This window comes from Pseudomonas sp. B21-040, from assembly GCF_024748695.1.
GTDB lineage: Bacteria > Pseudomonadota > Gammaproteobacteria > Pseudomonadales > Pseudomonadaceae > Aquipseudomonas.
Genome location: NZ_CP087176.1, coordinates 4,249,307 through 4,274,669, shown reverse-complemented (window position 1 = coordinate 4,274,669; position 25,363 = coordinate 4,249,307). Strand labels below are relative to the sequence as shown.

Genomic DNA, 25,363 nt, shown 5'->3' with positions numbered 1-25,363 from the left:
ATGCTGAGTTTTATTACCCGCCGATTGGGGTTATTGATCCCCACGTTTTTCGGCATCACCTTGCTGACTTTCGCGCTGATTCGCATGATTCCAGGCGACCCGGTGGAAGTCATGATGGGCGAACGTCGCGTCGACCCCGAAATGCACGCACAGGCAATGGAACGCCTTGGTCTGAACAAGCCGCTGTATGCCCAGTACCTGGACTACATCGGCAAACTGGCCCACGGCGACCTCGGCGAATCGCTGCGTACCCGTGAAAGCGTGTGGAGCGAGTTCACCTCTCTATTCCCCGCGACCCTGGAACTGTCCATGGCCGCCCTGTTGTTCGCCGGCATCCTGGGCCTCCTGGCCGGGGTGATCGCGGCACTCAAGCGAGGATCCCTGTTCGACCATGGGGTGATGGGCGTCTCCCTGGCGGGGTACTCGATGCCGATCTTCTGGTGGGGCCTGATCCTGATCATGTTCTTCTCGGTGAGCCTGGGCTGGACCCCGGTATCGGGGCGGATCGACCTGCTCTACGACATCGAGCCGCGCACCGGTTTCATGCTGATCGACACGCTGCTGGCCGATGACGTCGGTGCGTTCCTCGATGCCCTGCATCACCTGATCCTGCCGGCCATCGTGCTGGGCACTATCCCGCTGGCCGTTATCGCGCGGATGACCCGTTCGTCGATGCTCGAAGTGCTGCGTGAAGACTACATCCGTACCGCCCGCGCCAAAGGCCTCTCGCCATCGCGCGTGGTGTTCGTGCACGGCTTGCGTAACGCACTGATTCCGGTACTGACCGTGGTCGGCCTGCAAGTCGGCACATTGCTGGCCGGTGCGGTCCTGACCGAGACCATCTTCTCGTGGCCCGGCATCGGCAAATGGCTGATCGAAGCCATTGGCGCCCGGGACTATCCCGTTGTGCAAAACGGCATCCTGCTAATCGCCTGCCTGGTGATTGTGGTCAACTTCGTAGTGGACATCCTCTACGGCTTTGCCAACCCACGCATCCGTCACCAGCGCTGAGATCATGACCATGACCACTCCAGCTTCAACTCAAAATCAAGCGGTAGCAGTCGATCAAAGCCTGCTTTACCCGTCCCCGTACAAAGAATTCTGGCAAGCGTTCTCCAAAAACAAAGGCGCCGTTGCCGGCCTGATGTTCATGTTGCTGGTGATTTTCTGCGCGATCTTCGCGCCATGGGTTGCCCCGCATAACCCGAGCGAGCAATACCGCGATTTCCTGCTGACCCCGCCAGCCTGGCTGGAAGGTGGGCAGATCCAGTTCCTGCTCGGCACCGATGAACTGGGTCGCGACCTGCTGTCGCGCCTGATCACGGGCTCGCGCCTGTCGCTGATGATCGGCTTGTCGTCGGTGGTGATGTCGTTGATTCCTGGGATCCTGCTGGGTCTGTTCGCCGGTTTCTTCCCGCGCCTTCTGGGCCCGACCATCATGCGTCTGATGGACATCATGCTGGCCCTGCCGTCGCTGCTGCTGGCCGTGGCGATTGTCGCCATCCTCGGCCCTGGCCTGATCAACACCGTGATCGCGATCGCCGTGGTGTCCCTGCCGTCCTATGTTCGTCTGACCCGCGCCGCGGTGATGGGCGAACTGAACCGCGATTACGTGACCGCCGCCCGCCTGGCCGGTGCCACGTTGCCACGCCTGATGTTCATCACCGTGCTGCCGAACTGCATGGCACCGCTGATCGTTCAGGCGACCTTGAGCTTCTCTTCGGCGATTCTCGATGCCGCGGCACTGGGCTTCCTCGGCCTTGGCGTACAACCGCCAACCCCTGAGTGGGGCACCATGCTGGCTTCGGCTCGCGACTACATCGAACGCGCCTGGTGGGTGGTCAGCCTGCCGGGTCTGACCATTTTGCTCAGCGTGCTGGCAATCAACTTGATGGGCGACGGCCTGCGCGATGCGCTGGACCCGAAACTCAAGAACGCCGCCTGAGGAGATTCAAATGTCACTGTTAGAAATCAAGAATCTCAACGTTCGCTTTGGCGACAAAAACGCCGTTCCGGTGGTCGACGGGCTCGACATTACCGTGGAGAAGGGCGAAGTCCTGGCCATCGTTGGCGAGTCGGGTTCGGGTAAATCCGTGACCATGATGGCGCTGATGGGCCTGATCGAGCATCCAGGGATCGTCACTGCCGACGCCCTGAATTTCGACGGCAAGAACATGCTCAAGCTCAGCAACCGTCAGCGTCGGCAAATCGTCGGCAAAGACCTGGCCATGGTCTTCCAGGACCCGATGACCGCGCTGAACCCGAGCTACACCGTCGGTTTCCAGATCGAAGAAGTGCTGCGCCTGCACCTGAAAATGTCCGGCAAGCAAGCGCGCAAGCGTGCCATCGAGCTGCTGGAAAAAGTGGAAATCCCGGCGCCGCCAGCCGTATGGACGCCTACCCGCACCAACTGTCCGGCGGTATGAGCCAGCGTGTTGCGATTGCCATGGCGATTGCCGGCGAGCCGAAATTGCTGATCGCCGACGAACCGACCACCGCGCTGGACGTAACGATTCAGGCGCAGATCATGGACCTGCTGCTGGCGTTGCAGAAAGAGCAGAACATGGGCCTGGTGCTGATCACCCACGACCTCGCGGTCGTGGCCGAAACCGCCCAGCGCGTGTGCGTGATGTACGCCGGTCAAGCGGTTGAAGTCGGTCAGGTGCCCCAGCTGTTCGACATTCCGGCGCACCCTTACAGCGAAGCGCTGCTCAAGGCGATTCCGGAACACAGCCTCGGTGCCACACGCCTGTCGACCCTGCCGGGCATCGTTCCCGGTCGCTACGACCGTCCGCAAGGCTGCCTGCTGTCGCCGCGTTGCCCGTATGTGCAAGACAGCTGCCGCGCCACGCGCCCGGCCCTGGACCCGAAAAGCCACAGCCTCGCCCGCTGCTTCTACCCGCTGAACCAGGAGGTGGCGTAATGGCCGTCGTACTTACCGCCCGGGACCTGACCCGTCACTACGAAGTGTCCCGCGGCCTGTTCAAGGGCCATGCGACCGTGCGCGCCCTCAACGGCGTGTCGTTTGAACTGCATGCCGGCAAAACCCTTGCTGTCGTCGGTGAATCGGGTTGCGGCAAATCCACCCTGGCCCGTGCCCTGACCCTGATCGAAGAGCCGTCCTCCGGCTCCTTGAAAATCGCCGGCCAGGAAGTCACCGGCGCCGACAAGGCCCAGCGCAAGCAACTGCGCAAAGACGTGCAGATGGTGTTCCAGAGCCCGTACGCGTCGCTCAACCCTCGGCAAAAAGTCGGTGATCAGCTCGGTGAACCGCTGCTGATCAACACCAACCTGAGTGCGTCCGAACGTCGCGAGAAAGTCCAGGCGATGATGAAGCAGGTGGGCTTGCGTCCCGAGCACTACCAGCGTTATCCGCACATGTTCTCCGGCGGTCAGCGCCAGCGGATTGCCCTGGCCCGCGCGATGATGTTGCAGCCTAAAGTGCTGGTGGCGGATGAGCCGACCTCGGCATTGGACGTGTCGATCCAGGCGCAGGTGTTGAACCTGTTCATGGATTTGCAGCAAGAGTTCAACACCGCCTACGTGTTCATCTCGCACAACCTGGCGGTGGTGCAACACGTGGCTGATGACGTGATGGTGATGTACCTCGGTCGCCCGGTGGAAATGGGGCCGAAGAACGACATCTACGAGCGTCCGCTGCACCCGTACACCCAGGCGCTGCTGTCGGCCACACCGACCATTCACCCGGACCCGAACAAGCCGAAAATCAAAATCGTCGGCGAGTTGCCCAACCCGCTGAACCCGCCGTCCGGTTGCGCTTTCCACAAGCGCTGCCCGTATGCCACCGAGCGCTGCAGCACCGAAGAGCCAGCCCTGCGCCCTCTCGATAACCGCCAGGTGGCTTGCCACTACGCGGAAGACATCAGCGACTGAGCCACCGGGGTTGACAGGCCGCGTCCTTGTCCATCCCCCACGCCAGCCGACGGACTGAGCGCCCCGGGTGTCCTGGACAAATCTGACGGACAACCCTGCGAAAGGAGATCTCCGTCAACGTCCGCTATTGGCCCAGAGTGTGTAAAAACGCTCATGGCCTCATCGCTTTCGATCATCGACGTTCGTTGGCTGAGCGATTGCGCAGTCAACGCCGTGGGTCGCATAAGTCTCGACCTAGAACACGTCAACGCTGTTTTTACAGCCTCAGGGATGGGCCAAAACCAGCCTTTTTTATGCCAACAGCACCTTCATCAAACCGTGAGCACCGTTGATTTTCATGACCCGTTTCAGGTTGTAGGCGAGCACATTCAAACTCATCACCGCGCTCACCCCGGCCCGTTTTCGGGTCAGGGAGTGCGCCGCACCAGATCAGCGCCTCTCCAGCCGGGCAGATGTATTGGTTTTTTCCGCGTCATAGATGAACGCATCGTTATTAAAACGCCCGTCAGCCTTGGCTCCAGAGATCATCGGTTTGGGCACATAGGCGGTGATGCCGGCATCGTGACAAGCGACCAGATTTTCTCCGAACAGTCCCAACTGCTGACACAGCACAACGAACTGGCGACAGAAGCCTCGGATGGCCTTGCTGTTGTCTTTTCGGAAGTTGGCGATGGTCTTGAAATCGGGTGCAAAACGCCCGATCAGCCACATTGGTTCGACGTTGCGCTGGGCTTCTCGCTCCAAACGTCGGCATCGACTGGATGCGGTTGAGATAGCCATAGATGTAGATCTTCAGCATGATCGCGGGGTGGTAAGCGGGCCGGCCAGTATCGGCTGGAACGGCACCTTCAAAACCCAGATTGACCAGATCAAGTTCGTCGACAAAGACGTCGACTACGCGCACCGGATTGGTATCGCTGATGTAGTCGTCGAGGCTCTCTGGAAGTAAGGTGCCTTGGCCTCGATGTTCACCTCGGATAAAGCGCTCATGGGCGATCCCTGCGATGAAATCCTCAGAAATCATAGCAAGGGTTCGCGAAGGCGTTTTGACACACTCTGGGCCGATTGCTGCCCTTGGCGAGAGACAGAAAACGGCCAAAAGCAGTGAGTGCTTTTGAATCAAAAGCTACCCTGTTTATACAAAACCAGAATAAGTCCGTACGCGCCTTATTCTCCTCCAGTATTGCTGATTACTGGCATTTGCTCGGGTTACAGAATTTTGAAGGGAACGTTGATAATCAAGCGGAACTCTTCGATATTGTTTTCCAGCTGGAGTGGGCTGGACCGGTGCCAGACATAGCCGCTCATCACACTCGCACCCTTGAAATTACCAGACTGCAAGGTGTAGCTGGCCAGCGTGCCGACTTCATACTCGTTTTCGTTGTCCTGTTTTTTAAAGTCGGCATACATTCCGTTTGAGCCACCATTGTAGTGGGTAGCATCGATGCCCCAGCCCTTGATGTACCAAATAGAGGTCTTCAAGCCTGGCAGGCCGTAAGCGGCAAAGTCGGTCATATAATTAACCTGGAACGACTTTTCGTTTGGCCCGTTATAGTTCGAGAGCCCGAGGTTGGGCAGGTTGATCGCATTCGACTCACCGACAAAGTCGAAGAATTCGTCGCCATCGATTTTCTGCAGTCCAAACTTCAGCGTATGGTTTTTCCAGGTCGGGGCGACGCTCAGGCCGTAGGCCTGCTGGTCGATATAACCCCCTTTCTCGGCTCCACTCGACTGAGTGTTATAGACATCCAACTGCATGTCGGTACTGATCGGGCCCCACTGGTATTTCTTGCCCAGGCCGAAGTATTCACGGTCCCAGATATCGTCGAAGCGCGACAGGTAGGCACTGGCGCGCCATCCACCTTTGGTCACGTAGTCTGCGCCACCGTAGGCAATGAAATCGCCGGTGACGTGCCTGTACGTATAGGTCGGGGTCAGATCCTGAGTGCCCGCGCCGGTCCTGGGGGATGCTCTGTCAAAGTACCCGGACTTGACCGTCAGACCGTCGATATCATGGCTTTCCAGCGAAACACCGTCGAAGGAAGCAGGCAGAGTCCGGGTGTCTGCGTAACCCATGACCGGCGTTCTGGACATCTGCTGCCGACCGACTTTGAGCGTTGTCTGCGCGAGTTTTACCTTCAACGCCGCCACGCCGATTTTGCTCCAGTCGTCGACCACATTGCCGTCCTTGTCCACCAGCACGCGGTTGCTGCCGCCAGCCGTTGCCAGCTGGCTGCGCTCCAGCGCCACTGCCGAATAGGTTGAGACGTCGAGACCAAACCCCAGGGGGCCTTGAGTGAAACCGGATATGTAATCCAGCTTGAAACCCTGCACCCAGGCAGTACGGTCTCGCACCGCGCGGGGGCCTTCATTGGTCTGTGCGCGGAAGTGCACAGCCTTGCTGCCGATTTCATGGGAATACCACTGACGGGTATTGAGCGTCAGGGTGCTGTCTTTGGCAAACCCATGTTCCTCTGCATAAACCGGCGACGCTGAAATAACAGCCGCGAGCATACCCGCCGACCATACTGGCAACTTTTCTGTGCGGTACATTGACTGTGCCTATAACTGTGGTGTTAACAGACAAACGTCTGAAATTATTGTTGTTGTTTTATAGGGAGGCCGAAGGCGCTTTTTGAGCGCTTTTCAAACTCCCTCTTCGCAAAAATTCAATCTTCCACGGGGTGCCAGCGGTTATTCCTGAACGTTGGTGTCACGTGATTCAGGCAGCATCCGCATGGCAATAAGGCTAACTATGCTGATACCGACCAAGTACCAGGCGGGGGCCATGGGGCTGCCGGTTGCAGCAATTAGCCAAGTGACGATGAATTGGGTACTGCCACCAAATATCGCGGCACCAATGGCATAGGTAATTGACAGGCCGGTGCTGCGCACAGCGATCGGCAACAGCTCCGGTACCTGGACGATACCCGCCGCGCCAAACATGGCAGTCAGGGCTGCAAGTACCGCATTAACGGTTAGCAACGTGACCAGGCTTGGTGAACCCGTGAGCCACAGGAACAGCGGGACGATCAGCAAGGTCAGCGCGACCCGAGGCAAAATGTTGGTCAGGCGCCGTCCGTAACGATCACTCAGGTGCCCACCAATCAGGGAAAAGGCAAAGGTCACAATCCCACCGATCAGTACACTGCTTTGAGCAACCGCTGCCGGCAGCTTCAGGACCTGTACCGCGTAGCTCACCATGTAGTTGCCAATCTGCGATGCGACCGCGATCGAGGCGAACAGCATCATGCCGAGGATCAAAATCTTTTTGTGGTTACGCAGCACCTCGCCGACTATCGCGCTACCGCTGCGTTCTTGCGTGTCCTGATGGGTTTCGGGCAGGGACTTGCGCATGTACACCACCAGAGGGATCAGCACCAGGCTCAGCAGGAACGGAATCCGCCAGCCCCAACTCGCCAATTGCTCAGTGCTCAGGCTCAGGGACAGCACCACCCCGAGCATGCCACCCACGGCAACGGCCAAGCCTTGGCTGGCGACTTGCCAACTGGCGTAGAAGCCACGGCGGCCGGGGGGTGCAGCTTCAATCAACAGTGAGGTCGCAGGACCCAGCTCGCCGCCCAGGGCCAGGCCCTGCAGCAGACGGCAAAAAACCACGAAGATGGGGGCCGCGATACCGATCGTTTCGTAGCTCGGCGTGATGGCGACGCCCAGCGTGCCGAGGGTGATCAGGGCCGCTGTCAGGATCATTGCCGGTTTGCGCCCGGCCTTGTCGGCAAAGGTGCCGATCAGCACACCGCCCAGTGGCCGCGCGAGAAAGCCGACGCCAAAGGTCGCTGCCGCTGCCATCAGGCTGCCGTACTCGCCTGACACCGGGAAAAAGGCTTTGCCGATGTAGATTGCGAAATACGCATAGATGACAAAGTCATAGAACTCGAGCGCATTACCAGCCACCGCGGCGGCAACTGATTTCTTGCTGAGGGTGGGGTGTGGAATTGCCATTTCAGGACTTTCCTCACTCGGGTTCTCAGTGATCGATACTGTCGAGTAGTTCATAGATCAAGATCTCTGTATTTATTAGAATTAATCTTAAACAAGTCCCTGTTTTCCGATGTTTGCCCTTACCAGTTTTCCAGCCCTTGTAGTGCCTGAGTCACGACATGGCTGGCTTGCGTCCAAACGGGTGTTTTCCAGTCCGCGTGGTTGGGGTAGAACAAATCCTTGAGTCGTTGGGTGATCTCGCTGCTTTGCGCCGTGTTCTGCTTGCCGTGACGGAAAACCCAGTGATCGGCCCGCAGCGTCGTGATTATTTGCTCAATCGGGTAGGTACCAAACTCCAGGCAAATGCCGATGTGTTTGGCCGCTGGGCATTCCTGCGAAATGGCCACCTGAATGGGGCCGCTCATCGGCACGCTGGTAGAGCTGCCGGCATGTACGTCGGTGATCTCACCCCACCAGTTCCTGGCTTTCTCCAGGGTGCAGATGTCGCGGGTGGCGAATATTTTTTCCCCGTAGCCATAGGGGCCGAGTCCGGTATGGACGTCCACAGAAGCGATGACCGTGGCGTTTGCCGCATAGGTACGCAGGATCTGCCGGAAGGTGGTGTTGCTCCAGGTCGGCGTCAGTCCACCAAAGAACATGCCATCCGGGTAATGGTACTGGCCCAGGGAGATGGCGCACTGGAACTTCTTATCACCGTGGGTCATACGGTATTGCTGCAATACCTGATCATCCTCGGGGGGCCATTGCGCAGGAAGCAGGGCCTCATGAATTTCGTGGTAACCCTCGTTTTCCGGAAGCGGACCGTCGAACTGAATAAAGTTACGGTTCAGGTCTACGTTTTCCTGGGTCACTCGGCGCAGGTGGGAAAAGCCGTGCGGATTAATCGCGTGAACATAGAGAATCGCCGTGTCGTCCGGCTTGGGCGGATCGAGCTGTAGTGCGCCAGTCTGCACGGCCGATCCAGGGAAACCTTCCACGCCATGGACGCCACTGAGCACGATCAGCACCTTGGAAGCGTCCCTTGGACCGTCGAACACGACATCCGTTGCCAGCGTTTCGTCCCTGCCACCCTTGAGATTCAGCTCATAGCTGTCGATCGACAGGCTTCGCTGGTTGGCAGCCGCAAAAAACTTTTCGCGTGCTTGTGCATACGAATCACTGAATAGATCGTCGATGTGTTCTGCGTTCATCATGAAGTCAAAGTCTCGACGTGTGCAGCGTGTACGATTGAACGCAGGCGCGTTTCGCGGCGGCGTCGGCAGGCATCACCAAATGCCTCGAATATGTCGCGGGACAGTCGATCATCGTGCACGCGCATCTCCGGATGCCACTGCACCGCCAGGGCGAAGCTGCTGGCGCCAGTGACCGAAAACGCCTCAATCAGCCCGTCCGGTGCGGTGGCCTCGACAGTCAGGCCGGTCCCTAGACTTGCGATGCCTTGATGGTGCAAGGAGTTGACTTGCGCATCATCCGCGGCGTGCAGTCGGGACAGTAGTCCACCCGCAGCAACCTTGATGCCGTGACTGTACTGATACCACTCGACAATGGGTCTGGAATGGTCACCTTCGCGGTGGTCAATGGCCCTGGGGCGCTGATGAACGGCACTGTCCAGCGTGCCACCCCAGGCAACATTCATCTCCTGGAAGCCGCGGCATATGCCCAATACCGGGACACCCGCATCCACCAGCCTTCTGACGAGCGGTAGAACCGTTGCGTCTCTGGCCAGGTCCAGCGTCGATATGTCCGGCGTAGCGGTGCCGCCATAACGCAGAGGCGAAATATTTGACGGGCTGCCGGTGAGCACCAGCCCATCGACGTTGGCCAGCAGGCTGTCGAAGTCGATGGCATCGGGATCAGCGGGCAGCGCCAAGGGCAATGCGCGAGCTGTACTCGCCACTGCGTCCACGTAGCCGTGCAGCAAGGTATGCGCAGGATGGCCATAGCGATCCACGCGATCGGTGGCGATGGCAACAAGTGGTCTGGCACCGTCCGCGAATAGTGGCGATCTGGTCATGGTCAAGTCCCGTAGGGGTAAACGAGAACCCAGTCTATGAGATGGTTAAATCATGGTAAATTGCATAATAAATTCAGATTTAATGCATTAACTGCAAGTGAGAAACCCATGAACACCCGACAGTTGCAGCACTTTCTTGCCCTGATGAACACCGGATCGCTCAGCGCCGCGGCTGATGCGGTGCACCTGAGTCAACCGGCGCTCTCCAGAAGCATCAAGGCGCTGGAGGACGAACTGCGGGTGTCGCTCTTTGACCGGACTAATCGTCGCTTGCATCCCACGCCATTCGCGATGGAATACCTCGAGCGGGCAAAGCGCATCGTTTTCGAAGAGCGTGACGGGGCGCGAACGCTGAATCTGATGAAGAATGGGGCCTATGGTCCGCTCGCGTTCGGCTTGGGCTCCTCGGTTGCCCTTGACTTCCTGGCCTCGCTAATCCGGCAACTGCTTGCTACGGGCCCGGGCTTGAAGATCCAGGCTCAGGTACACAGTACCGATGTGCTGCTGGACGCCCTGCAAAAGGAAAAGCTCGACTTCTTCATTGGTGATGTTGGTGCGGCAGCCCGCTACCCGGAGCTAATGGCCGAGCCTTTGTACACATGCAGTTTTGGCTGGTTCGCCCGGGCCGGGCACCCACTGGCCGGGCGCAAGGGCCTGACCATGGATGACCTCAAAGAGTACCCGCTGATCGGCTCGGGATACATCAGTGAGATGTTGGCACTGAAGATGGCCCATCTCTATGGCATGCAGTTGCCCATCGAGACCAACTTTGCCGCGAGCATCAATAACATCGAGACGGCGCACGACCTGATTCTCAGTACCGACGTGCTTTTTCCCACCACCTTCCTCGCCATGATCAAACTGCTCAGGGAAAAGTCCGTCGCAATCCTTAATGTGCAGCCACCCTTTGAACTAGACCTGACCCTGGGCATCGTAACGATCCGGCATCGGACACTGACACCCGCTGCGAAGCAGTCGTTCAGTATCATCCGTTCGTACTTCCAGGAGGCGGAGCAGGAGATCGCGGCTTATCTATAGTCGCGCCTGATGGGGCGCGTTACCCATCACGGGTCCATACTGGTTGATTGCATCGACCACAAAAGTGACTCAGGCAGTCACTCGATCAACTGGACAGGGAATGCGAAGCGCTACAGAAATACTGAGGAAACGAAAATGAAAAAAACATTGTGTTTCGTCATGCTGGTGCTGACTACAGGTCCGGTGCTGGCCGTCAGCCCGTCACCTGTCGCCGACACTCAGTATAAGTATGGGATGCACCTGGATATCGCCGAGGTGGTCTCGGTGACGGCAACACCCGTCGAGGATGCAGTTTATCCGGTGACCATGGAATACATTGACCATCAAGGCCAGACGCAACGGCTTGCGTACATCGTGACGGACACCACCTGGGGTGGTAAGTAGTTCCAGTCAGGGCGCGCGTCGCGATTGATGCCGGGTGTGTGGAGTTGATCGGCAAGGTCGCGGCCGCTTTCTGCCCGTGCTGACCGGCAGCAATTGACCGGCAGCCGGCTGATACAGAGACCACGTCACCACCACCCTTGCGACGTTGCCTACGGGTACGCCAGAATCCGCCGGCTTTGCTAGCTTCCCCGGTCGACTAACCTGCGTACAGCTGCCTCCCTCTCGTTTAGTCATTGATCTATTTACTCGCATAAAAAACGGGACGTTCAGCGTCCCGTTTTTTATGGCGAAGGCGATCAGCTTCAAGCGCGCTTGTTCAACGCCGCCTCAGCCGCTGCAATTTCTGCCTGACGCTTGACGATCATGTCGCCCACCGGCGGCCCCTGGAAGCGGCGGGCTTCAAAGCCGAACCAGACGATGGCCGTCAGCACCAGGAAACCAATAGTGATGTACAGCGCCCAATCGTTCGGTGGCTGGATGCCGATGACGAAAATAATGATCATCGACAGAACCGAGAGCAGGGCAAACACGGTGTACCAGAAGCGCCCCATGTTCCACGGGCCCATGGTTGGCCATTTCGAGGTCCCGTAGGTGAACAGGCCCAGCACGATGGGAATGATGAACGAGAAGAACAGGAAGATCACCGTGCAGGACACCACGATCGTATAGACCGGCGTTGCCCCCACCGAGATCACCGACGATCCCCAGTCGAACAAAACGGCGAGGGTGGCACCGGTCCAGATCGCGGCCACCGGGCTGCGAAAGGTCGGCGAGACCGAGGCCAGCGCTTTGGAGCAGGGCAGGCCGCCGTCACGTGAGAACGCGAAGATCATGCGCGAAACCGAGGTTACCGTCGCCAAGCCGCAGAGGATCTGCGAGATGAAGATCGCCACATACAGTGCGATTTTCAGCGTCGGGCTGACCTGCGCGTTCATGGCCCAAAAAAATACGTTCCAGCCTTGTTTGGCCGCCTCGTCCATGTTCGGCAGCATCAGTACGAACGAGCTGAGCATCACCCAGCCGAACAGCAACGACCAGACCACCGACATGACCATGCCGCGTGGCACTGAAACGGCCGCATTGCGGGTTTCCTCGGAGGTGTGCGCAGAGGCGTCATAGCCGGTGATGGTGTAGATCGGCAGCAGCAGGCCGAGCATGAAAATCCAGCCGTTCGACACTTGTGGCCAGACACCGCCGCCGGCATCGCCGGAGTAATTGCTGAAGGTCCACAACCGCGCGACTTCATAGCTGGGCGCCGAGATCAGGCAAACGATGGTCAGCGCCAGCGCTGTGGCAAAAATCAGATACCCGGAAAAGTCAGTCAGCTTGGCGGTCAGGCCGATTCCCAAGTGATTGCACAAGGCCTGGAGACCCGTCAGCACCGCGAGGAAAATCACCCGGACGGTGGTCGTGTCTTCCATGCCCAGTGCCGGTCCGAAGGCACCGAAAAAGAAGTAATAGGTGCCGACGTTGATCGCACCCAGCACGGTGACCAACCCCAAGAGGTTGAACCACGCGGTCAGCCATCCGGTAAAGCGGTTGCCGAGAATCGAGCCCCAGTGATACAGGCCGCCAGCGGTGGGGTACGCCGAGGAAATCTGCGCCATGGCCATGGCGAACACCCCGGAGATCAGGCAGCCAATCGGCCAGCCGATGCCGATGGACGCGCCGCCCGCGCCGGAGGTGCCCTGGGCGAGTGAGTTGATCCCGCCCGAGAGGATGCAAATGATCGAGAAGGAAATCGCGAAGTTGGAGAAAACCCCCATTCGTCGCGAGAGCTGCTGGGCGTAGCCCATGCTGTGCAGCACCTTGACGTCGTCGTCATGCGGCGTGTCGGTGCCGGGTTGGCTTGCTGGATTCATGTTGTGTGCCCCATCAGGTTTTGATACGCATCCATCCGGGGTTCCGGACGGTCTGGCTTTCAACCCCTTGTCGTACTGCTCCTGTCTCCCACCTGTCCGTGCGCTGCATTCAAAAGTCGGGCGCCGACAGTCAACTGCTCTACAGGCGGCCGTGATACGCCGCGTCGAAAATTTCCGCCGCACCGGCCCGCGTCAATGGCAGCGGGTTGCCGCCGGCAGACGGGTCGACAATCGCCATGTCCGCGATCAGGTCGGCCTGTTGATCATCCACCCCCAATTCGACCAGCGTGTGTGGTACGCCGATGTCTTTGCGCAGTTTGAGGATGAAGGCCAGAAAACTGTCGAAGCTGGGGGAGGGCAGGCGTAAATACGCGGCTAAGCGCGTGATGCGTTCTTCGATGGCCGGGCGATTGAATTTCAGGACATACGGCATGAAGGTCGCATTGGTCATGCCGTGATGCGTGTCGTACAGCGCGCCCACCGGATGCGACAGGGCATGCATCCCACCCAGTCCTTTCTGGAACGCGGTGGCGCCCATCGCTGCCGCCGCGAGCATGTGCGCGCGCGCCTCAAGGTCGGACGGCATGTGCACGGCGCGCACCAGCGCGTTGGCCACCAGGCGCATGCCTTCCACGGCGATGCCATCGGCCAGCGGGTGAAAGCCGGGGGCGCAGTAGGATTCCAGGCAGTGGGCCAACGCGTCCATGCCCGTGCCGGCGGTGATTTTGGCCGGCATGCCGACGGTCAGGGCCGGGTCGCTGATGACCACGCGCGGCATCATTTTCGGGTGGAAGATGATGCGTTTGGTGTGGGTGCGTTCATCAATGATCACCGCCGCACGGCCCACTTCCGAACCGGTGCCCGCGGTCGTCGGCACGGCAATGACCGGGGCGATGCGGCTTTCGTCGGCGCGGGTCCAGTAGTCGCCGATGTCTTCGAAATCCCAGACCGGGCGCGTCTGGCCGCTCATGAAGGCGATGAGCTTGCCCATGTCCAGGCCACTGCCGCCGCCGAAGGCGACCACACCGTCGTGGTTGCCGGCGCGCCAGGCGTCGAGCCCCCCCGCCAGGTTGGCTTCCACCGGGTTCGGCTTGAGGTCGCAAAACAACGCGACGCCGAGGCCGGCAGCGCGCAGGGCATCCAGTGTGGCGATGGTCATCGGCGCACGCGCCAGGCCGCTGTCGGTGACCAGCAGCGGTCGCTCGATACCCTGGCTGCGGCAAGTGTCGGCGAGTTCGGCGATGCGGCCGACACCAAAGTGGACGCTCGTGGGGTAATTCCAATTCCCGGTCAGGCTCATGGCTCAGATCTCATGGCGCAAATGGAAGGATTTGGCACGGGTCAGGTGTTCATAACCGAGGCGCGACAGGGTGACGCCGCGCCCGCTGTTTTTCACCCCGGTCCAGGCCAGGGCCGGGTCCAGGTAATCGCAGCGGTTCATGAATACGGTGCCGGTGTCGATTTCGTTGCCGATACGTTCGGCGGCGGCGAGGTCTTGGGTCCAGATCGAGGCGCTAAGCCCGAACTCGCTGTCATTCATCAAGGCGATGGCTTCGTCGTCGCTGGCCACCGGCATGATGCCGACCACCGGACCGAAGCTTTCATCACGCATCACCGACATTTGATGGGTGACGTCGACCAGAACCTGCGGCGCGAGGTAAGCACTGCCCGGCGCGTCAGCCGGGAACGTGGTCGGGTCGATCAGTGCCTTGGCGCCCAGGGCCAGCGCTTCGGCGATCTGACCACGAACGAACACCGCAGCGCCCGGTGTCACCAGTGGGCCGAGGGTGGTGGCTTCGTCCAGAGGATTGCCGAGCACGTATTGGCGAGTCAGCGCGGCGAAGCGCTCGACAAATACCGGGTAGATTTTCTCATCGACATAAATGCGCTCGACGGCGCAGCAGCTCTGCCCGGAATTGAAAAAGCTGCCGTCCACCAGGTTTTCCACCGCGTGGTCGAGGTGGGCGTCTGCCCGCACGTAGGCCGGGTCTTTTCCGCCGAGCTCCAGGCCCAGGCCGAGGAAGCGCCCGGTGGCCGCGTTTTCCATCGCCTGGCCGGCGCCCACCGAGCCGGTGAAGTTCACCTGCTGCACGCGTGCGGAACCGATGATCGCGGCGGTCTGGTCGTGATTCAGCAACAGATTATTGAACAGGCCGGCGGGCAGATGGGCGCGGGCCGCCGCTTGCGCAAAGCGTTCACCGACCAGCAGCGTTTGCGAGGCGTGTTTGAGGATGACGCTGTTGCCGGCCATCAACGCCGGAATGATCGTGTTCACCGCCGTCAGGTAAGGGTAATTCCAGGGTGCAATGACCAGCACCGTACCCAGCGGTTCACGCTGGATAAGCCGACGAAACCCCGCGACCGGTGTGGGTTCAATCGCGGCCAGCGCTTCGGGGGCAATGGCGATCATGTGGCGGGCGCGTTCTTCGAAACCACGCAATTCCCCAGCGCAATATCGGACCGGGCGGCCCATTTGCCAGGCCAGTTCCGGGACGATGTCGTCTTTCATCGCCAGCATTGCGTCCACCACGGCGCTGCACAGGGCGGCGCGCTCGCTCAGAGGCCGGCGTTTCCAGTGCGCCTGGGCGTCTGCGGCAGCCGCCAGCGTGTGTTCGATCTGCGTCGCGTCGGCGTATTGGCGTTCGGCATAAATCCGGCCATCGACCGGTGAGATGAGTTGGATCATGGCGGTCATGCTCTGCTCAATAGCGCTCGAATCCGCGCTGCAATTCCCAGTCGGTGATCCGCCGGTCGTACTCTTTCTGCTCCCATTCGGCGGTGTGCACGTAGTGGTCGATCACCTCATCGCCGAACGCTTCACGCAACATGGTGGAGGTCTGGAGCGCGGCGCTGGCTTCGCGCAACGTCTTGGAGACTTCAGGCAGGTGTTCGTCGAGGTAGGCGTCACCTTCAAAGGGCGGCGCAAGGTTGAGCTGCTCGTCGATGCCGGCCAGGCCCGCCGCGATCAGGGCCGCAAAGGCCAGATAGGGGTTGAGGTCGGCGCCGCCGATGCGGCATTCGATGCGGATGGATTTGCTGCTTTCGGCACACAACCGGAAGCCGGCGGTGCGGTTGTCGCGGCTCCACACGGCCCGCGTCGGAGCAAAGGTGCCAGCCTGAAAGCGTTTGTACGAGTTGATGTAGGGCGCGAGAAAGCAGGTGATGTCGTTGGCGTACTTGAGCTGCCCGGCCACCCAGGATCGCATCAGTGTCGACATGCCGAACTCGGCCTTGGCGTCGAAGAACAGCGGCTTCTTGGCGTTCTTGTCCCACAGCGAGTTATGGATGTGGCTGCTGGAACCGGCGGCGTCATAGCGCCACTTGGCCATGAACGTGATCGCCTTGCCTTGCAGTTGCGCTATTTCCTTGCAGGCGTGTTTGATGATGACGTGGTGGTCGGCCATGGTCAGGGCATCGGCGTAGCGGATGTTGATCTCTTCCTGCCCCGGGCCCCATTCACCCTTGGAATTTTCCACCGGGATGCCGCAGGCCTGCAGATGCTTGCGAATCGCCCGCAGCACCGGCTCTTCGCGGGTGGTCTGCAGGATGTTGTAATCCTCGATGTAGTGGCCGGCGGTTTTGGGCTTGTAGTAGTTGCGCTTGTGGATGGACTCGTAGGTCTCGTCGAACAGATAGAACTCAAGCTCCGAGGCGAACATGCCGGTATAGCCACGCTCGCGCAGGCGCTCGACCTGCTTTTTCAGGATCGCCCGCGGGCTGTGCGGCAAGTCGCGTCGATGGTGGTGATCGAGCACATCACAGAGCACCAGCGCCGTGCACTCCAGCCACGGCACCTTGCGCAACGTGCTCATGTCGGGTTTGAGCACGAAGTCGCCATAGCCCTTGCTCCAACTGGCGGCGGCGTAACCCGGCACGGGTTCCATGTCGATGTCGTCGGCCAGCAGGTAGTTGCAACAGTGGGTTTCTTCATGGCCGCTGTCGATGAAAAATTCGACCTGGAATCGTTTGCCGACCAATCGGCCTTGCATGTCGACCATGCAGACCAGGACGGTATCAATTTCGCCGGACGCGGCGGCACGCTTCAGTTCATCAAAGCTGAGTTGGGGCTCGGTCATCACGTCAGTCCTGCGTGAATAGTGTGGGCCTGTCTGAAATAGCTGTTGCAGACGCTCTTCAGAAAAACCCAAACCCTGCCGGAGCGAGCATCGTGCGCAATAAGCTGCCCTTAGCTTAGCCTACTGTCGATTTGTGCAAGTTTTGATGGAGTTGGCGATACGCGCCCACCAGTTGATCAAGCGAGAACGCAAGATTTCGCCCGCTCGGATTGGGCAAGACCCAGACCTGTGCATGACCGAAGGTGTCGGGTTGTAGTCCCCAGGGAATGTCGCGCCGGCCCGATAGCGCGCAGTACGCCGCTTTGCCGAGAAACGCCACAACGCGCGGCCCGTAGCGGGCGATCTTCTGTTCGAAGCTTGCCGCGGCGGCCATGAACTCATCGCGCGACAGCTGATCTGCGCTCGCTGTAGGCCGTTCGACCACGGCGGTCAAGCCGCAGCGATACTGCAAAATCGTCCGGTCGTTTTCCGGGCGCACCTGCTCGGGGGTGAACCCGGCGAGATGCAGGGTGCGCCAGAAACGATTGCCCCGGCCTGCAAAATGATGCCCTTGGGCGGCGGCCGTCAAACCCGGATTGATCCCGCAAAAAATCACGTCGAGCTGTTCGGCCAGAATGTCTTCGAGTCTTTCGCCCGCCATAAAATCTCTCAACCGCAGATCACGTTGACTGCGTTGCGTGCCAGTTCAGTCAGTTCTTCGCGGGATTTTCCCGCCCGTGCCCGTATCGAAATGCTGTGCAGCAGGGAGGAGGCGAGGACGGCGAGGGCTGTCGGGTCGACGTCGTCTTTCAATTCTCCGGTGGTGATTGCGGTTTGCAGGCGTGCTTCGAGATCGGCATCGAGTCGGCTCAGGCGATCTGACAACACCTCACGGATTTCAGAATCTTCCACGGCTTCGGTCGTTGCTGTGCCGATCGCAAAGCAGCCACGGGGTTGGCCTTCGCCCGAGAAGTAGATCGACAGCTGACCTTCATAGAAACGCATCAACGCTTCACGCAGGGTCAGTTGCTGGTCCGTCAACGCCTCGTGCATGGCGGCGGCGGCAAATTCCCAATATTGCTCAAGCGCTTTGATGTAGAGCGCGTGTTTGTCACCGAAAGCGGCATAGAGGCTGGGGCGATTCATGCCGGCCGCGGTGGCGATGCTGTCCAGGGAAGCGGCGGCATAACCGGTACTCCAGAACACACCAAGCGCTTGCTGCAATGCGGTCTGCGGGTCATAGGCGCGGGGTCTTCCCCGGACTTTTGCTTCGGTAATCTTTTTTTGTGCCATGGCGTACAAAATCCTTGTGCGGAGGTGGGTCGAGGCATATTCTTACACCATCGCACAAAATTAAGGAACCAGAAGTTCCTGATTTCAAGGTTTGTTGTAGCGGAGCTCGAACTGGGTATTGCGGCGACGAAACACGGTGCGGCGGAGCGATCCTTCTGACTGCGCACGGCATGGCTGTTTCTTTGTGGGTATTAGCCCCCGACTTCCCGGTTAAAGGTGTATTCGATCATGACCAAACAGTTCGACATTCCAGCGACACAAACCTTTGAGCACCCAGGGCCGAACCCAACAGGCACGCCTGCCAGGAAACTGCTTAAAGCGACACTGCGTCCCCTGCTGATGGTGGGCCTGCCGGCGCTCTTTGCGGCGATTGGCTACGCACACTACATGGCCGGCCAGCCTTTCATGTCGACCGATAACGCCTACGCCCGTGTGGCGAAGGCCTCGATTAATGCGCGCACGTCCGGCCAGGTGATCGACATTGCAGTCGAGGACAACCAGCCGGTTCGCAAGGGCCAGGTGTTGTTCCGCATCGACCCCAAGCCATTGCAAATCGCCGTTGACCGCGCACAAGCGCAGTTGAGCGTTGCCCGGTTGCGCATCGATGGGCTCAAGGCCAGCTACCGCCAGCAACAGGCGGAACTGCAATCGGCCAAAGAGTCGGCCGATTTCGATCAAAAGGAGTTTGGCCGCAAGAAGGCGTTGGTCGCTTCCGAGTTCGTTTCGAAGTCCCTTTATGAACGTGCAGACACCGACCTGAAAGTGTCACGGCAACGAATCGTCTCCATCGAACAGCAGATCGCGAGCACGGTGGTTGCCTTGAACGGCAACCCGAACATCAACGTCGACAGCCACCCGACCGTTCGCGAGGCCCAGGCGCAGCTTGATGAAACGCAGCTCAATCTGTCCTACGCAACGGTGTATGCACCGGACGATGGCATCGTGGCCAAAGTCGACGATTTGCAGGTTGGCAACTATGTGAACAACGGTGCGCCGGCGTTTGCGCTGCTGTCTGATCGCCAGGTGTGGATCGAGGCCAATTTCCGTGAAACGCAGGTGGCGCACATGCGCCCGGGCCAGAGTGCGACGATCCGCATCGATACCTATCCGGATCACGAATTCAAAGCCCACGTGGTCAGCATGAGCCCCGGCGCCGGTTCGGATTTCGCACTGCTGCCGCCCGAAAACGCGACCGGCAACTGGGTCAAAGTGGTGCAGCGGGTACCGGTACGCCTCGAACTCGATGAGGTCGACCCGCAGATGCCGCTCTACTCGGGGATCAGCGCCACGGTCAAGGTCGATACCGGGCATCGCACGTCGTGGTGGTATCCAATCAAAGCATTGTTGACCGCAGGTGCCTCCTGATGAACGCCATTCCTGCCAGACCTCAAAATGCGGGCGCGTTAAGGTTTGCCGCGTTGCTTGCGACTTATATGCAATCGGCCAACCTGCCGTTGCCCAATGCCGTGCTCCGGTTGATCCAGGGCAGTATGTCGATGACCGACGACCAGGCTGGGTGGATCTTCACCTCGTACCTTGCCGCCAGCGCGATCACGATGCCGATTGCTCAATGGCTCGCCGGGCGCTATGGCTTGAAGCGGGTTTACCAAACCGCGTTGTTCATGTTCATGCTGGGCTTATGGCTTGCCACCCTGGCGACGACGCCGCTGGAATTCATCGGCGCGCGCATCATTCAGGGCCTGGCGAGTGGCGTGCTGGCACCGCTGTCGATGGCGATTGCCATGGAAACGCTGCCACTGGAGAAACGCGCGAAGTTTGGCGCGACGTGGACCGCCATCGTGCTCTTGGGCATCGTCAGCGGCCCGAGCATCGGCGGCTGGGTGGCCGAACATTTCGACTGGCGCCCGATCTTCTACATCAGCCTGCCGCTGTCGGCGTTTATCTTCCTGGTGATGGCGCTGCTGCTTGCCGAGAAAAAGGCCGAGAAACGTCCCACGTTCGATTTCTTTGGTTTCGGCACCTTCACGCTGTCGTTGATCAGCCTGCAGATGTTGCTCGATCGCGGTGAACGCCTGGACTGGTTTGCCTCCCCCGAGATCTGGCTGGAAGCGATCGGCTGTGCACTGGGGTTCTACCTGTTCGTGGTGCATGTGCTGACCGCGAAGGTGCATTTTCTCAACAAGCGCTTGTTCAACGACCGCAACTTCATGCTGTCGACCGTGATCTTTTTCGCCGTGGGTTTCGTGCTGCTGTCGACCATGGCACTGACCTCGCCGATGCTCGATGAAATTCTCGGCTACCCGCCTGACACCACCGGTGCCCTGACGATACCGCGTGGCATGGGACTGGTCGGTGCGTTTCTGTTGATGGGGCGAGTGCCCGAGCGTTTCGACCGTCGGCTGTTCGTGGCAGCAGGTGTCGCCATCGTGGCGTATGCCAACTGGATGATGCTCGGCTATTCGCCGCTGATGGACGCGTCGCCGGTGGCGGTGGCCGGGGCGGTGCAGGGCATTGGAATCGGCATCTTGATGCCGTCGCTGACCAAGGTCGCGTTCAGCACGCTCGACCCCGCGTTGCGCCCGGAAGGCACCGGTTTTTTCAATTTGTCCCGCGTGTACGGAAGCACCCTGGGCGTTGCGATTGTGCAGCTGTTTTTCTTCAACAACATGCACGCGATGCACATGGCGCTGGCCAGCAATATCACGCTCTACGGCGCCGTCGCGCATTCCGCACCGGGCTCGCTGCAAGCACTGGCGGGGCTTAACGAAATGATCACCGGGCAAGCGGCGTTTATTGCCGTGATCGACCAATTCAAGATTTTGATGTTCGCGATGCTGGTGGTGAGCCCACTGGTGATCTTTCTTCGCAAGCCCGTTGCGACCAACTAGTTTTCGTGGAGTTTGCCTCATGAAATCCAATGCGCGCTTCATCAATGCACAGCCGTTGAAAACCACGTTTGGCGCAGTGTCGGTGCTGATGTTCCTGTCCGCCTGTGCGGTTGGCCCTGATTATCAGATGCCGCCACCCAGCCAGTCGCAGCACTTTGACCAACAGGCCGAGCAGCGTCTTGGCCAGAGCGGCAACATTGATCTGGGCAAGAAGGTCACTGGCGATTGGTGGTCTGCGTTTCGCTCACCAAAACTCGATCAGGTAGTGCGCCGGGCCATCGACGGCAATCTTGAACTCGTGGCTGCCGATGCCACGATCCGCCAGGCCGCGTCGTCCGTTGCAGCGGCGCAAGGTGCGCTGTATCCGCAGGTCGATTTCGGCGCTCAGGCCGGTCGCGTACGCACCCACAACGGGCCGGAGCCGGTTGTCTCGAACTTCTATGCCATCGGTCCACGGGTTGGTTTTGACCTGGACGTGTTCGGCGATAACAAGCGACAGGTCGAACAGCAGGAAGCGCTGACAGCCTTCCAGAAACATCGCTACGAAGCGGCGTACCTCACCCTGACGGGAAATGTCGCCAGCCAGGCTTTGTTGATGGCCTCTGCCAACGCGCAGATGCAAGCCGTGGAAAAACTGTTGGCCAATGACACCAAGAACCTCGAACTGGTGCGCATGGCGCATGCCAATGGCGCCACCACGCAGATCGATGTGTCGCTGGCCGAAACCCGGCTTGCACAGGACCGCACGCTGCTGCCGCCCCTCGCTCAACAGCGCGATTCGGCCCGGCATGCGTTGTCGATTCTGACGGGCAAAGGCCCGGCCGACTGGATTGCACCGGACTTCGACCTTGGCGAGTTTGCCTTGCCGTCGGGCGTGCCGGTCAGTTTGCCCTCGGAAATGGCCCACACCCGGCCGGACGTGCTGCAAGCCGAAGCGCAACTGCACATGGCCAGTGCCGCCGTCGGTGTCGCGACCGCCAGCCTCTATCCCCACGTGGAGCTGACAGCGTTTCTCGCACAGTCGGCATCCGGCAATGGCGGTGCCGCACTGTGGGGGTTCGCCGCCGGGGTGGCGGGGCCGATCTTCAATGGCGGCACACTCAAGGCTGAGCGCCAGGCGGCGGTCGACGGCTACAACGCGTCGCTCGCTGACTACCAGCAAACCGTCATCACATCGTTCGGTCAGGTCGCCGACACGCTGCAAGCCATCAACCATGACGCCGAGGCAAACCTGGCCCAGGAGGACGCCTTACGTGCCGCCGACAGTAGTTTTCGCTTGAACCAGCAAGCGTATGCCCAAGGCGAAAACAGCATTCTCCAGGTGCTGGAAGCAGAGCGCGCCTATGAGCAGGCGTTGCTCTGGCACATCCGGGTGAAGACCGCCCAGTACCTCGACACCGTTCAGTTGTTTGTGGCGCTCGGCGGCAATTCCGTTGGCGTTTTCGAGCAACGGGTGGCCAGTCGTGAAGCACCGAAACGTTCATATCAGTAACGGCTGCGGCCAGAGAGAGTGGAGTCAAGACATGTCATATGAAGCCTTTCACGATGAACTTCGCGAAACAAAATTTGCGCTCAATCATGGATCGGTAGCGATGCCAGCCGTTGGGTTCGGCACATTGTTCCGGGACCTCAGCGTTACCACCCAAGCCGTCACTCACGCGCTGGAAACAGGCTTTCGTCATTTCGATTGCGCCGAGCGTTATCGAAACGAGGAGGGCGTGGGCGTGGCGATCAAAGCGTTCCTCGACACGGGCAAAGCCCGGCGCGAGGATTTGTTCATCACCACCAAGCTGTGGAACACCAACCACCGTCCGGAGCGCGTATTGCCGGCGTTCGAGGCCAGTTGCCGACGGCTTCAGGTGGATTACATCGATTGCTATCTGATCCATACGCCTTTTGCCTTTCAGCCCGGCGATGACCAGGACCCAAGGGACATCTACGGCCACATCATTTATGACGGGGGCGTGACGCTGATCGAAACCTGGCAGGCCCTTGAACGCCTGGTGGATGAAGGACGCTGCAAGACCATCGGTTTGTCCGACATCACTTTGCCGGCGCTTCAGAAGATTGTCGAAGTGGCGCGGATCAAACCTGCCGTGGTGCAGGTGGAAGCCCATCCGTATCTGCCGGAATGGGAGCTGCTGGAGTTTTGCAAGCAACATGGAATTATCGTCCTCGCGTTTGCCCCACTCGGCCACGGCATGGAGCCTGCCGTACTCGAAGACCCGGTGATTACCGGCATCGCAAAACACGTGCAGAAAACCCCGGCGCAAGTCGCGTTGGCCTGGTCGGTACAGCGTGGCGTGGCGTTTCTGACCACCTCTGCAACACTGAGCCATATCCAGGAAAACTTTGATCTTTCCACGTTGCCGCATCGGGCCATGCGTGAAATTCAGGACGATATTACGACCCGGGTGCGCTTCAACTCGGTCGTGGAAACGGGTGTCCCCGGATTCATCCCGCGCCAAAAGTAATGCACGCCAAAGTGCCGGCCTGATGCCTGGCCGGCGCTATTATTCCTGCACATCAATCTTGCGCTGAGGCGAAAACGATGGACGTTTTCCAGACCATGCGATGTTTCATAGCCGTTGCCCAAAGCGGCAGCTTTACGGCGGCGGCCAAGACGCTGGACACCACGACCACCCATATTTCCAAAGCCGTCTCCAGCCTGGAGGCCAGGTTGCAGGCACGCCTGATCAACCGCACGACCCGGCGCCTGGCCCTGACCGAGGCGGGGCTGCGCTATTTGCAACGCTGCGAGAAGATCATCGACGAGATGCGTGATGCCGATGAGGAAGCCGGGACGGCGAAAATCAGGCCCATGGGCCGCCTCAAGATTCATGCGATGTCCGCCATTGGCAATCACTACGTGATCAACGCCATCGCCAAATACAGAGAAACCCACCCATCGGTGATGTTCGATTTGACCCTGACCAATCGGCTGCCTGATTTGCTGGAGGAGGGCTATGACATGTCGATTGTGTTGGCACGGGATCTGCCCGATTCCGGGTTTGTCGCGCAGAGGCTGGGCATTACCTACAGCATCCTGTGCGCCTCGCCCGCGTACCTGAAAAAACGCGGCATCCCTGACGCGCCCGACTCACTGGGCGAACATGATTGCCTGCGGATCGTGAATACCGTGATGCCGACTGAGAACTGGGTATTTGAAGGGCCTGAAGGCGTGGTGACAGTGAGTACGCCGTTGTCTCCCTTTCACGTCAACACGGCCGATGCGATGACGGTTGCCATTACTCAAGGGATGGGCATCGGGATTCAACCGATTGCTTCTGCAGTAGAGGGTTTGAAAGCGGGGACGTTGGTGCGGGTGCTGCCTGAGTATCACTTTGAAGAGCTGAATGTCTTCGCCATTTACCCGTCACGAAAGTTCGTCGATGCGAAAATAAAAACCTGGGTAGAGTTTCTTAAACACTACATTCCGGTCTTGCTGGCCTCAGATGAAAAAATCGTCGGCTCGGCAATCAGCAGATAGTCGCCAGTGCCGTCGGTATGGAGTGTCGACCCTCCATCGCCTGCACCTGTCTCAACCGTTTGAACACCCGGTGCCCATCACTTGATATTGAAGGACGTGTTGTTGACCGTGGGAGTCTTCATACGTCATTTGCGCGGGCCCCGGGCCGCATTGGTCTCCGACGTCGCTCACGCTAATCACCCGTTTGATGTCCAGTTGAGTGGCGTAGGTATAGGTTTCAACCGAGAGCCTGGTAGTTGAAGCGCTATCGTCGGCCCAAGCCTGTGTTCCGGCACTGGCAAACGCCAGCAGGATTGCGATTTTCGAAAGGTTCATGGTGTTCACCGTATCGTTTGAGGATGACCGGATTGATCATCCCTTTGCTTCCTGTGAGCACAGGCTGAATGCTCATCGGGTAGGGACGATGCTAGGGGTTTGTCCAACCCCCAAACAGCGGCTCGCAAGACAAACACTGTTGCCGGATGGCGCATGAATACAGGGCTGCTGGACGCCATCGCGACCGCTGTGGCATGGTCGGCGAA

At 59.5% G+C, this 25,363-nt stretch carries 21 protein-coding genes and 2 pseudogenes; 11 read left to right on the top strand and 12 right to left on the bottom strand.

Going from position 1 to position 25,363, the window contains the following annotated elements; genetic code table 11:
- The 4 genes and pseudogenes from LOY55_RS19540 (at position 1) to LOY55_RS19520 (ending at position 3,894) form a co-directional block, all read left to right on the top strand.
- Complete coding sequence (locus LOY55_RS19540) at positions 1-1,011, top strand: ABC transporter permease subunit (protein WP_046032420.1); 1,011 nt, start codon at positions 1-3, stop codon at positions 1,009-1,011.
- A gap of 4 nt (positions 1,012-1,015) precedes the next feature.
- Positions 1,016-1,945: an ABC transporter permease subunit gene (locus tag LOY55_RS19535; RefSeq protein WP_408980958.1), complete on the top strand. Its 930-nt coding sequence runs from the start codon at positions 1,016-1,018 to the stop codon at positions 1,943-1,945.
- Between the two features lie 10 nt (positions 1,946-1,955).
- A pseudogene (locus LOY55_RS31245) lies at positions 1,956-2,923 on the top strand (ABC transporter ATP-binding protein).
- Positions 2,923-3,894 carry a peptide ABC transporter ATP-binding protein gene (locus LOY55_RS19520; RefSeq protein ID WP_258666402.1) on the top strand — a complete coding sequence of 324 codons (972 nt, stop codon included), beginning with the start codon at positions 2,923-2,925 and terminating at the stop codon, positions 3,892-3,894. The pseudogene LOY55_RS31245 and the gene LOY55_RS19520 overlap by 1 nt, the downstream one beginning before the upstream one ends.
- Positions 3,895-4,461: 567 nt before the next feature.
- Here LOY55_RS19520 and LOY55_RS19515 read toward each other — a convergent pair.
- The 5 genes and pseudogenes from LOY55_RS19515 to LOY55_RS19495 form a co-directional block, all read right to left on the bottom strand.
- A pseudogene (locus LOY55_RS19515) lies at positions 4,462-4,918 on the bottom strand (transposase); the annotation flags it as partial.
- A gap of 185 nt (positions 4,919-5,103) precedes the next feature.
- Positions 5,104-6,447 carry an OprD family outer membrane porin gene (locus LOY55_RS19510; RefSeq protein WP_077431894.1) on the bottom strand — a complete coding sequence of 448 codons (1,344 nt, stop codon included), beginning with the start codon at positions 6,445-6,447 and terminating at the stop codon, positions 5,104-5,106.
- A 141-nt stretch (positions 6,448-6,588) separates the two neighbouring features.
- Complete coding sequence (locus tag LOY55_RS19505; RefSeq protein WP_223524962.1) at positions 6,589-7,857, bottom strand: MFS transporter; 1,269 nt, start codon at positions 7,855-7,857, stop codon at positions 6,589-6,591.
- 119 nt (positions 7,858-7,976) lie between these two features.
- Positions 7,977-9,050 carry a M14 family metallopeptidase gene (locus LOY55_RS19500; RefSeq protein WP_223524964.1) on the bottom strand — a complete coding sequence of 358 codons (1,074 nt, stop codon included), beginning with the start codon at positions 9,048-9,050 and terminating at the stop codon, positions 7,977-7,979.
- Positions 9,047-9,871: a gamma-glutamyl-gamma-aminobutyrate hydrolase family protein gene (locus tag LOY55_RS19495; RefSeq protein WP_223524966.1), complete on the bottom strand. Its 825-nt coding sequence runs from the start codon at positions 9,869-9,871 to the stop codon at positions 9,047-9,049. The genes LOY55_RS19500 and LOY55_RS19495 overlap by 4 nt, the downstream gene beginning before the upstream one ends.
- 108 nt (positions 9,872-9,979) lie before the next feature.
- Between LOY55_RS19495 and LOY55_RS19490 the strand changes: the two genes are divergently transcribed.
- Complete coding sequence (locus LOY55_RS19490) at positions 9,980-10,909, top strand: LysR family transcriptional regulator (protein WP_158283928.1); 930 nt, start codon at positions 9,980-9,982, stop codon at positions 10,907-10,909.
- A gap of 135 nt (positions 10,910-11,044) precedes the next feature.
- Positions 11,045-11,293, top strand: a complete 249-nt coding sequence (locus LOY55_RS19485) for a DUF2790 domain-containing protein (protein WP_223524968.1) — start codon at positions 11,045-11,047, stop codon at positions 11,291-11,293.
- A gap of 302 nt (positions 11,294-11,595) precedes the next feature.
- Here the strand turns inward: LOY55_RS19485 and LOY55_RS19480 are convergent, their stop codons facing one another.
- The 6 genes from LOY55_RS19480 to LOY55_RS19455 all read right to left on the bottom strand — a co-directional run bounded on the left by LOY55_RS19480 (position 11,596) and on the right by LOY55_RS19455 (position 18,503).
- Complete coding sequence (locus LOY55_RS19480; protein WP_046030566.1) at positions 11,596-13,155, bottom strand: amino acid permease; 1,560 nt, start codon at positions 13,153-13,155, stop codon at positions 11,596-11,598.
- 139 nt (positions 13,156-13,294) lie between these two features.
- Positions 13,295-14,455 (bottom strand): iron-containing alcohol dehydrogenase, encoded by a 1,161-nt coding sequence (locus LOY55_RS19475; RefSeq protein ID WP_109786758.1) that lies wholly within the window; start codon positions 14,453-14,455, stop codon positions 13,295-13,297.
- 3 nt (positions 14,456-14,458) lie between these two features.
- Positions 14,459-15,850, bottom strand: coding sequence for an aldehyde dehydrogenase family protein (locus tag LOY55_RS19470; protein WP_223524970.1), 1,392 nt, complete (start codon positions 15,848-15,850; stop codon positions 14,459-14,461).
- Positions 15,851-15,857: 7 nt separating this feature from the next.
- Positions 15,858-17,231, bottom strand: a complete 1,374-nt coding sequence (locus tag LOY55_RS19465) for a glutamine synthetase family protein (protein WP_046030559.1) — start codon at positions 17,229-17,231, stop codon at positions 15,858-15,860.
- A gap of 115 nt (positions 17,232-17,346) precedes the next feature.
- Positions 17,347-17,871 carry a G/U mismatch-specific DNA glycosylase gene (mug, locus tag LOY55_RS19460; protein WP_046030556.1) on the bottom strand — a complete coding sequence of 175 codons (525 nt, stop codon included), beginning with the start codon at positions 17,869-17,871 and terminating at the stop codon, positions 17,347-17,349.
- An 8-nt stretch (positions 17,872-17,879) separates the two neighbouring features.
- Positions 17,880-18,503, bottom strand: a complete 624-nt coding sequence (locus LOY55_RS19455) for a TetR/AcrR family transcriptional regulator (protein WP_046030553.1) — start codon at positions 18,501-18,503, stop codon at positions 17,880-17,882.
- 228 nt (positions 18,504-18,731) lie between these two features.
- Here LOY55_RS19455 and LOY55_RS19450 point away from each other — a divergent pair, with 228 nt between their 5' ends.
- The 5 genes from LOY55_RS19450 (at position 18,732) to LOY55_RS19430 (ending at position 24,842) form a co-directional block, all read left to right on the top strand.
- Positions 18,732-19,868: an HlyD family secretion protein gene (locus LOY55_RS19450; protein WP_223524972.1), complete on the top strand. Its 1,137-nt coding sequence runs from the start codon at positions 18,732-18,734 to the stop codon at positions 19,866-19,868.
- The gene (locus LOY55_RS19445; protein WP_223524974.1) at positions 19,868-21,352 is read left to right on the top strand and encodes a DHA2 family efflux MFS transporter permease subunit; all 1,485 of its coding nucleotides are present in this window, start codon (positions 19,868-19,870) and stop codon (positions 21,350-21,352) included. The genes LOY55_RS19450 and LOY55_RS19445 overlap by 1 nt, the downstream gene beginning before the upstream one ends.
- Positions 21,353-21,371: 19 nt before the next feature.
- Positions 21,372-22,844, top strand: coding sequence for an efflux transporter outer membrane subunit (locus LOY55_RS19440; RefSeq protein ID WP_223524976.1), 1,473 nt, complete (start codon positions 21,372-21,374; stop codon positions 22,842-22,844).
- A gap of 31 nt (positions 22,845-22,875) precedes the next feature.
- Positions 22,876-23,826 (top strand): aldo/keto reductase, encoded by a 951-nt coding sequence (locus tag LOY55_RS19435; protein ID WP_046030542.1) that lies wholly within the window; start codon positions 22,876-22,878, stop codon positions 23,824-23,826.
- Positions 23,827-23,903: 77 nt separating this feature from the next.
- Positions 23,904-24,842, top strand: a complete 939-nt coding sequence (locus LOY55_RS19430) for a LysR family transcriptional regulator (protein ID WP_223524978.1) — start codon at positions 23,904-23,906, stop codon at positions 24,840-24,842.
- A gap of 51 nt (positions 24,843-24,893) precedes the next feature.
- Here the strand turns inward: LOY55_RS19430 and LOY55_RS19425 are convergent, their stop codons facing one another.
- Positions 24,894-25,157 carry a DUF2790 domain-containing protein gene (locus LOY55_RS19425; RefSeq protein WP_077431903.1) on the bottom strand — a complete coding sequence of 88 codons (264 nt, stop codon included), beginning with the start codon at positions 25,155-25,157 and terminating at the stop codon, positions 24,894-24,896.
- Positions 25,158-25,363 lie beyond the last annotated feature (206 nt).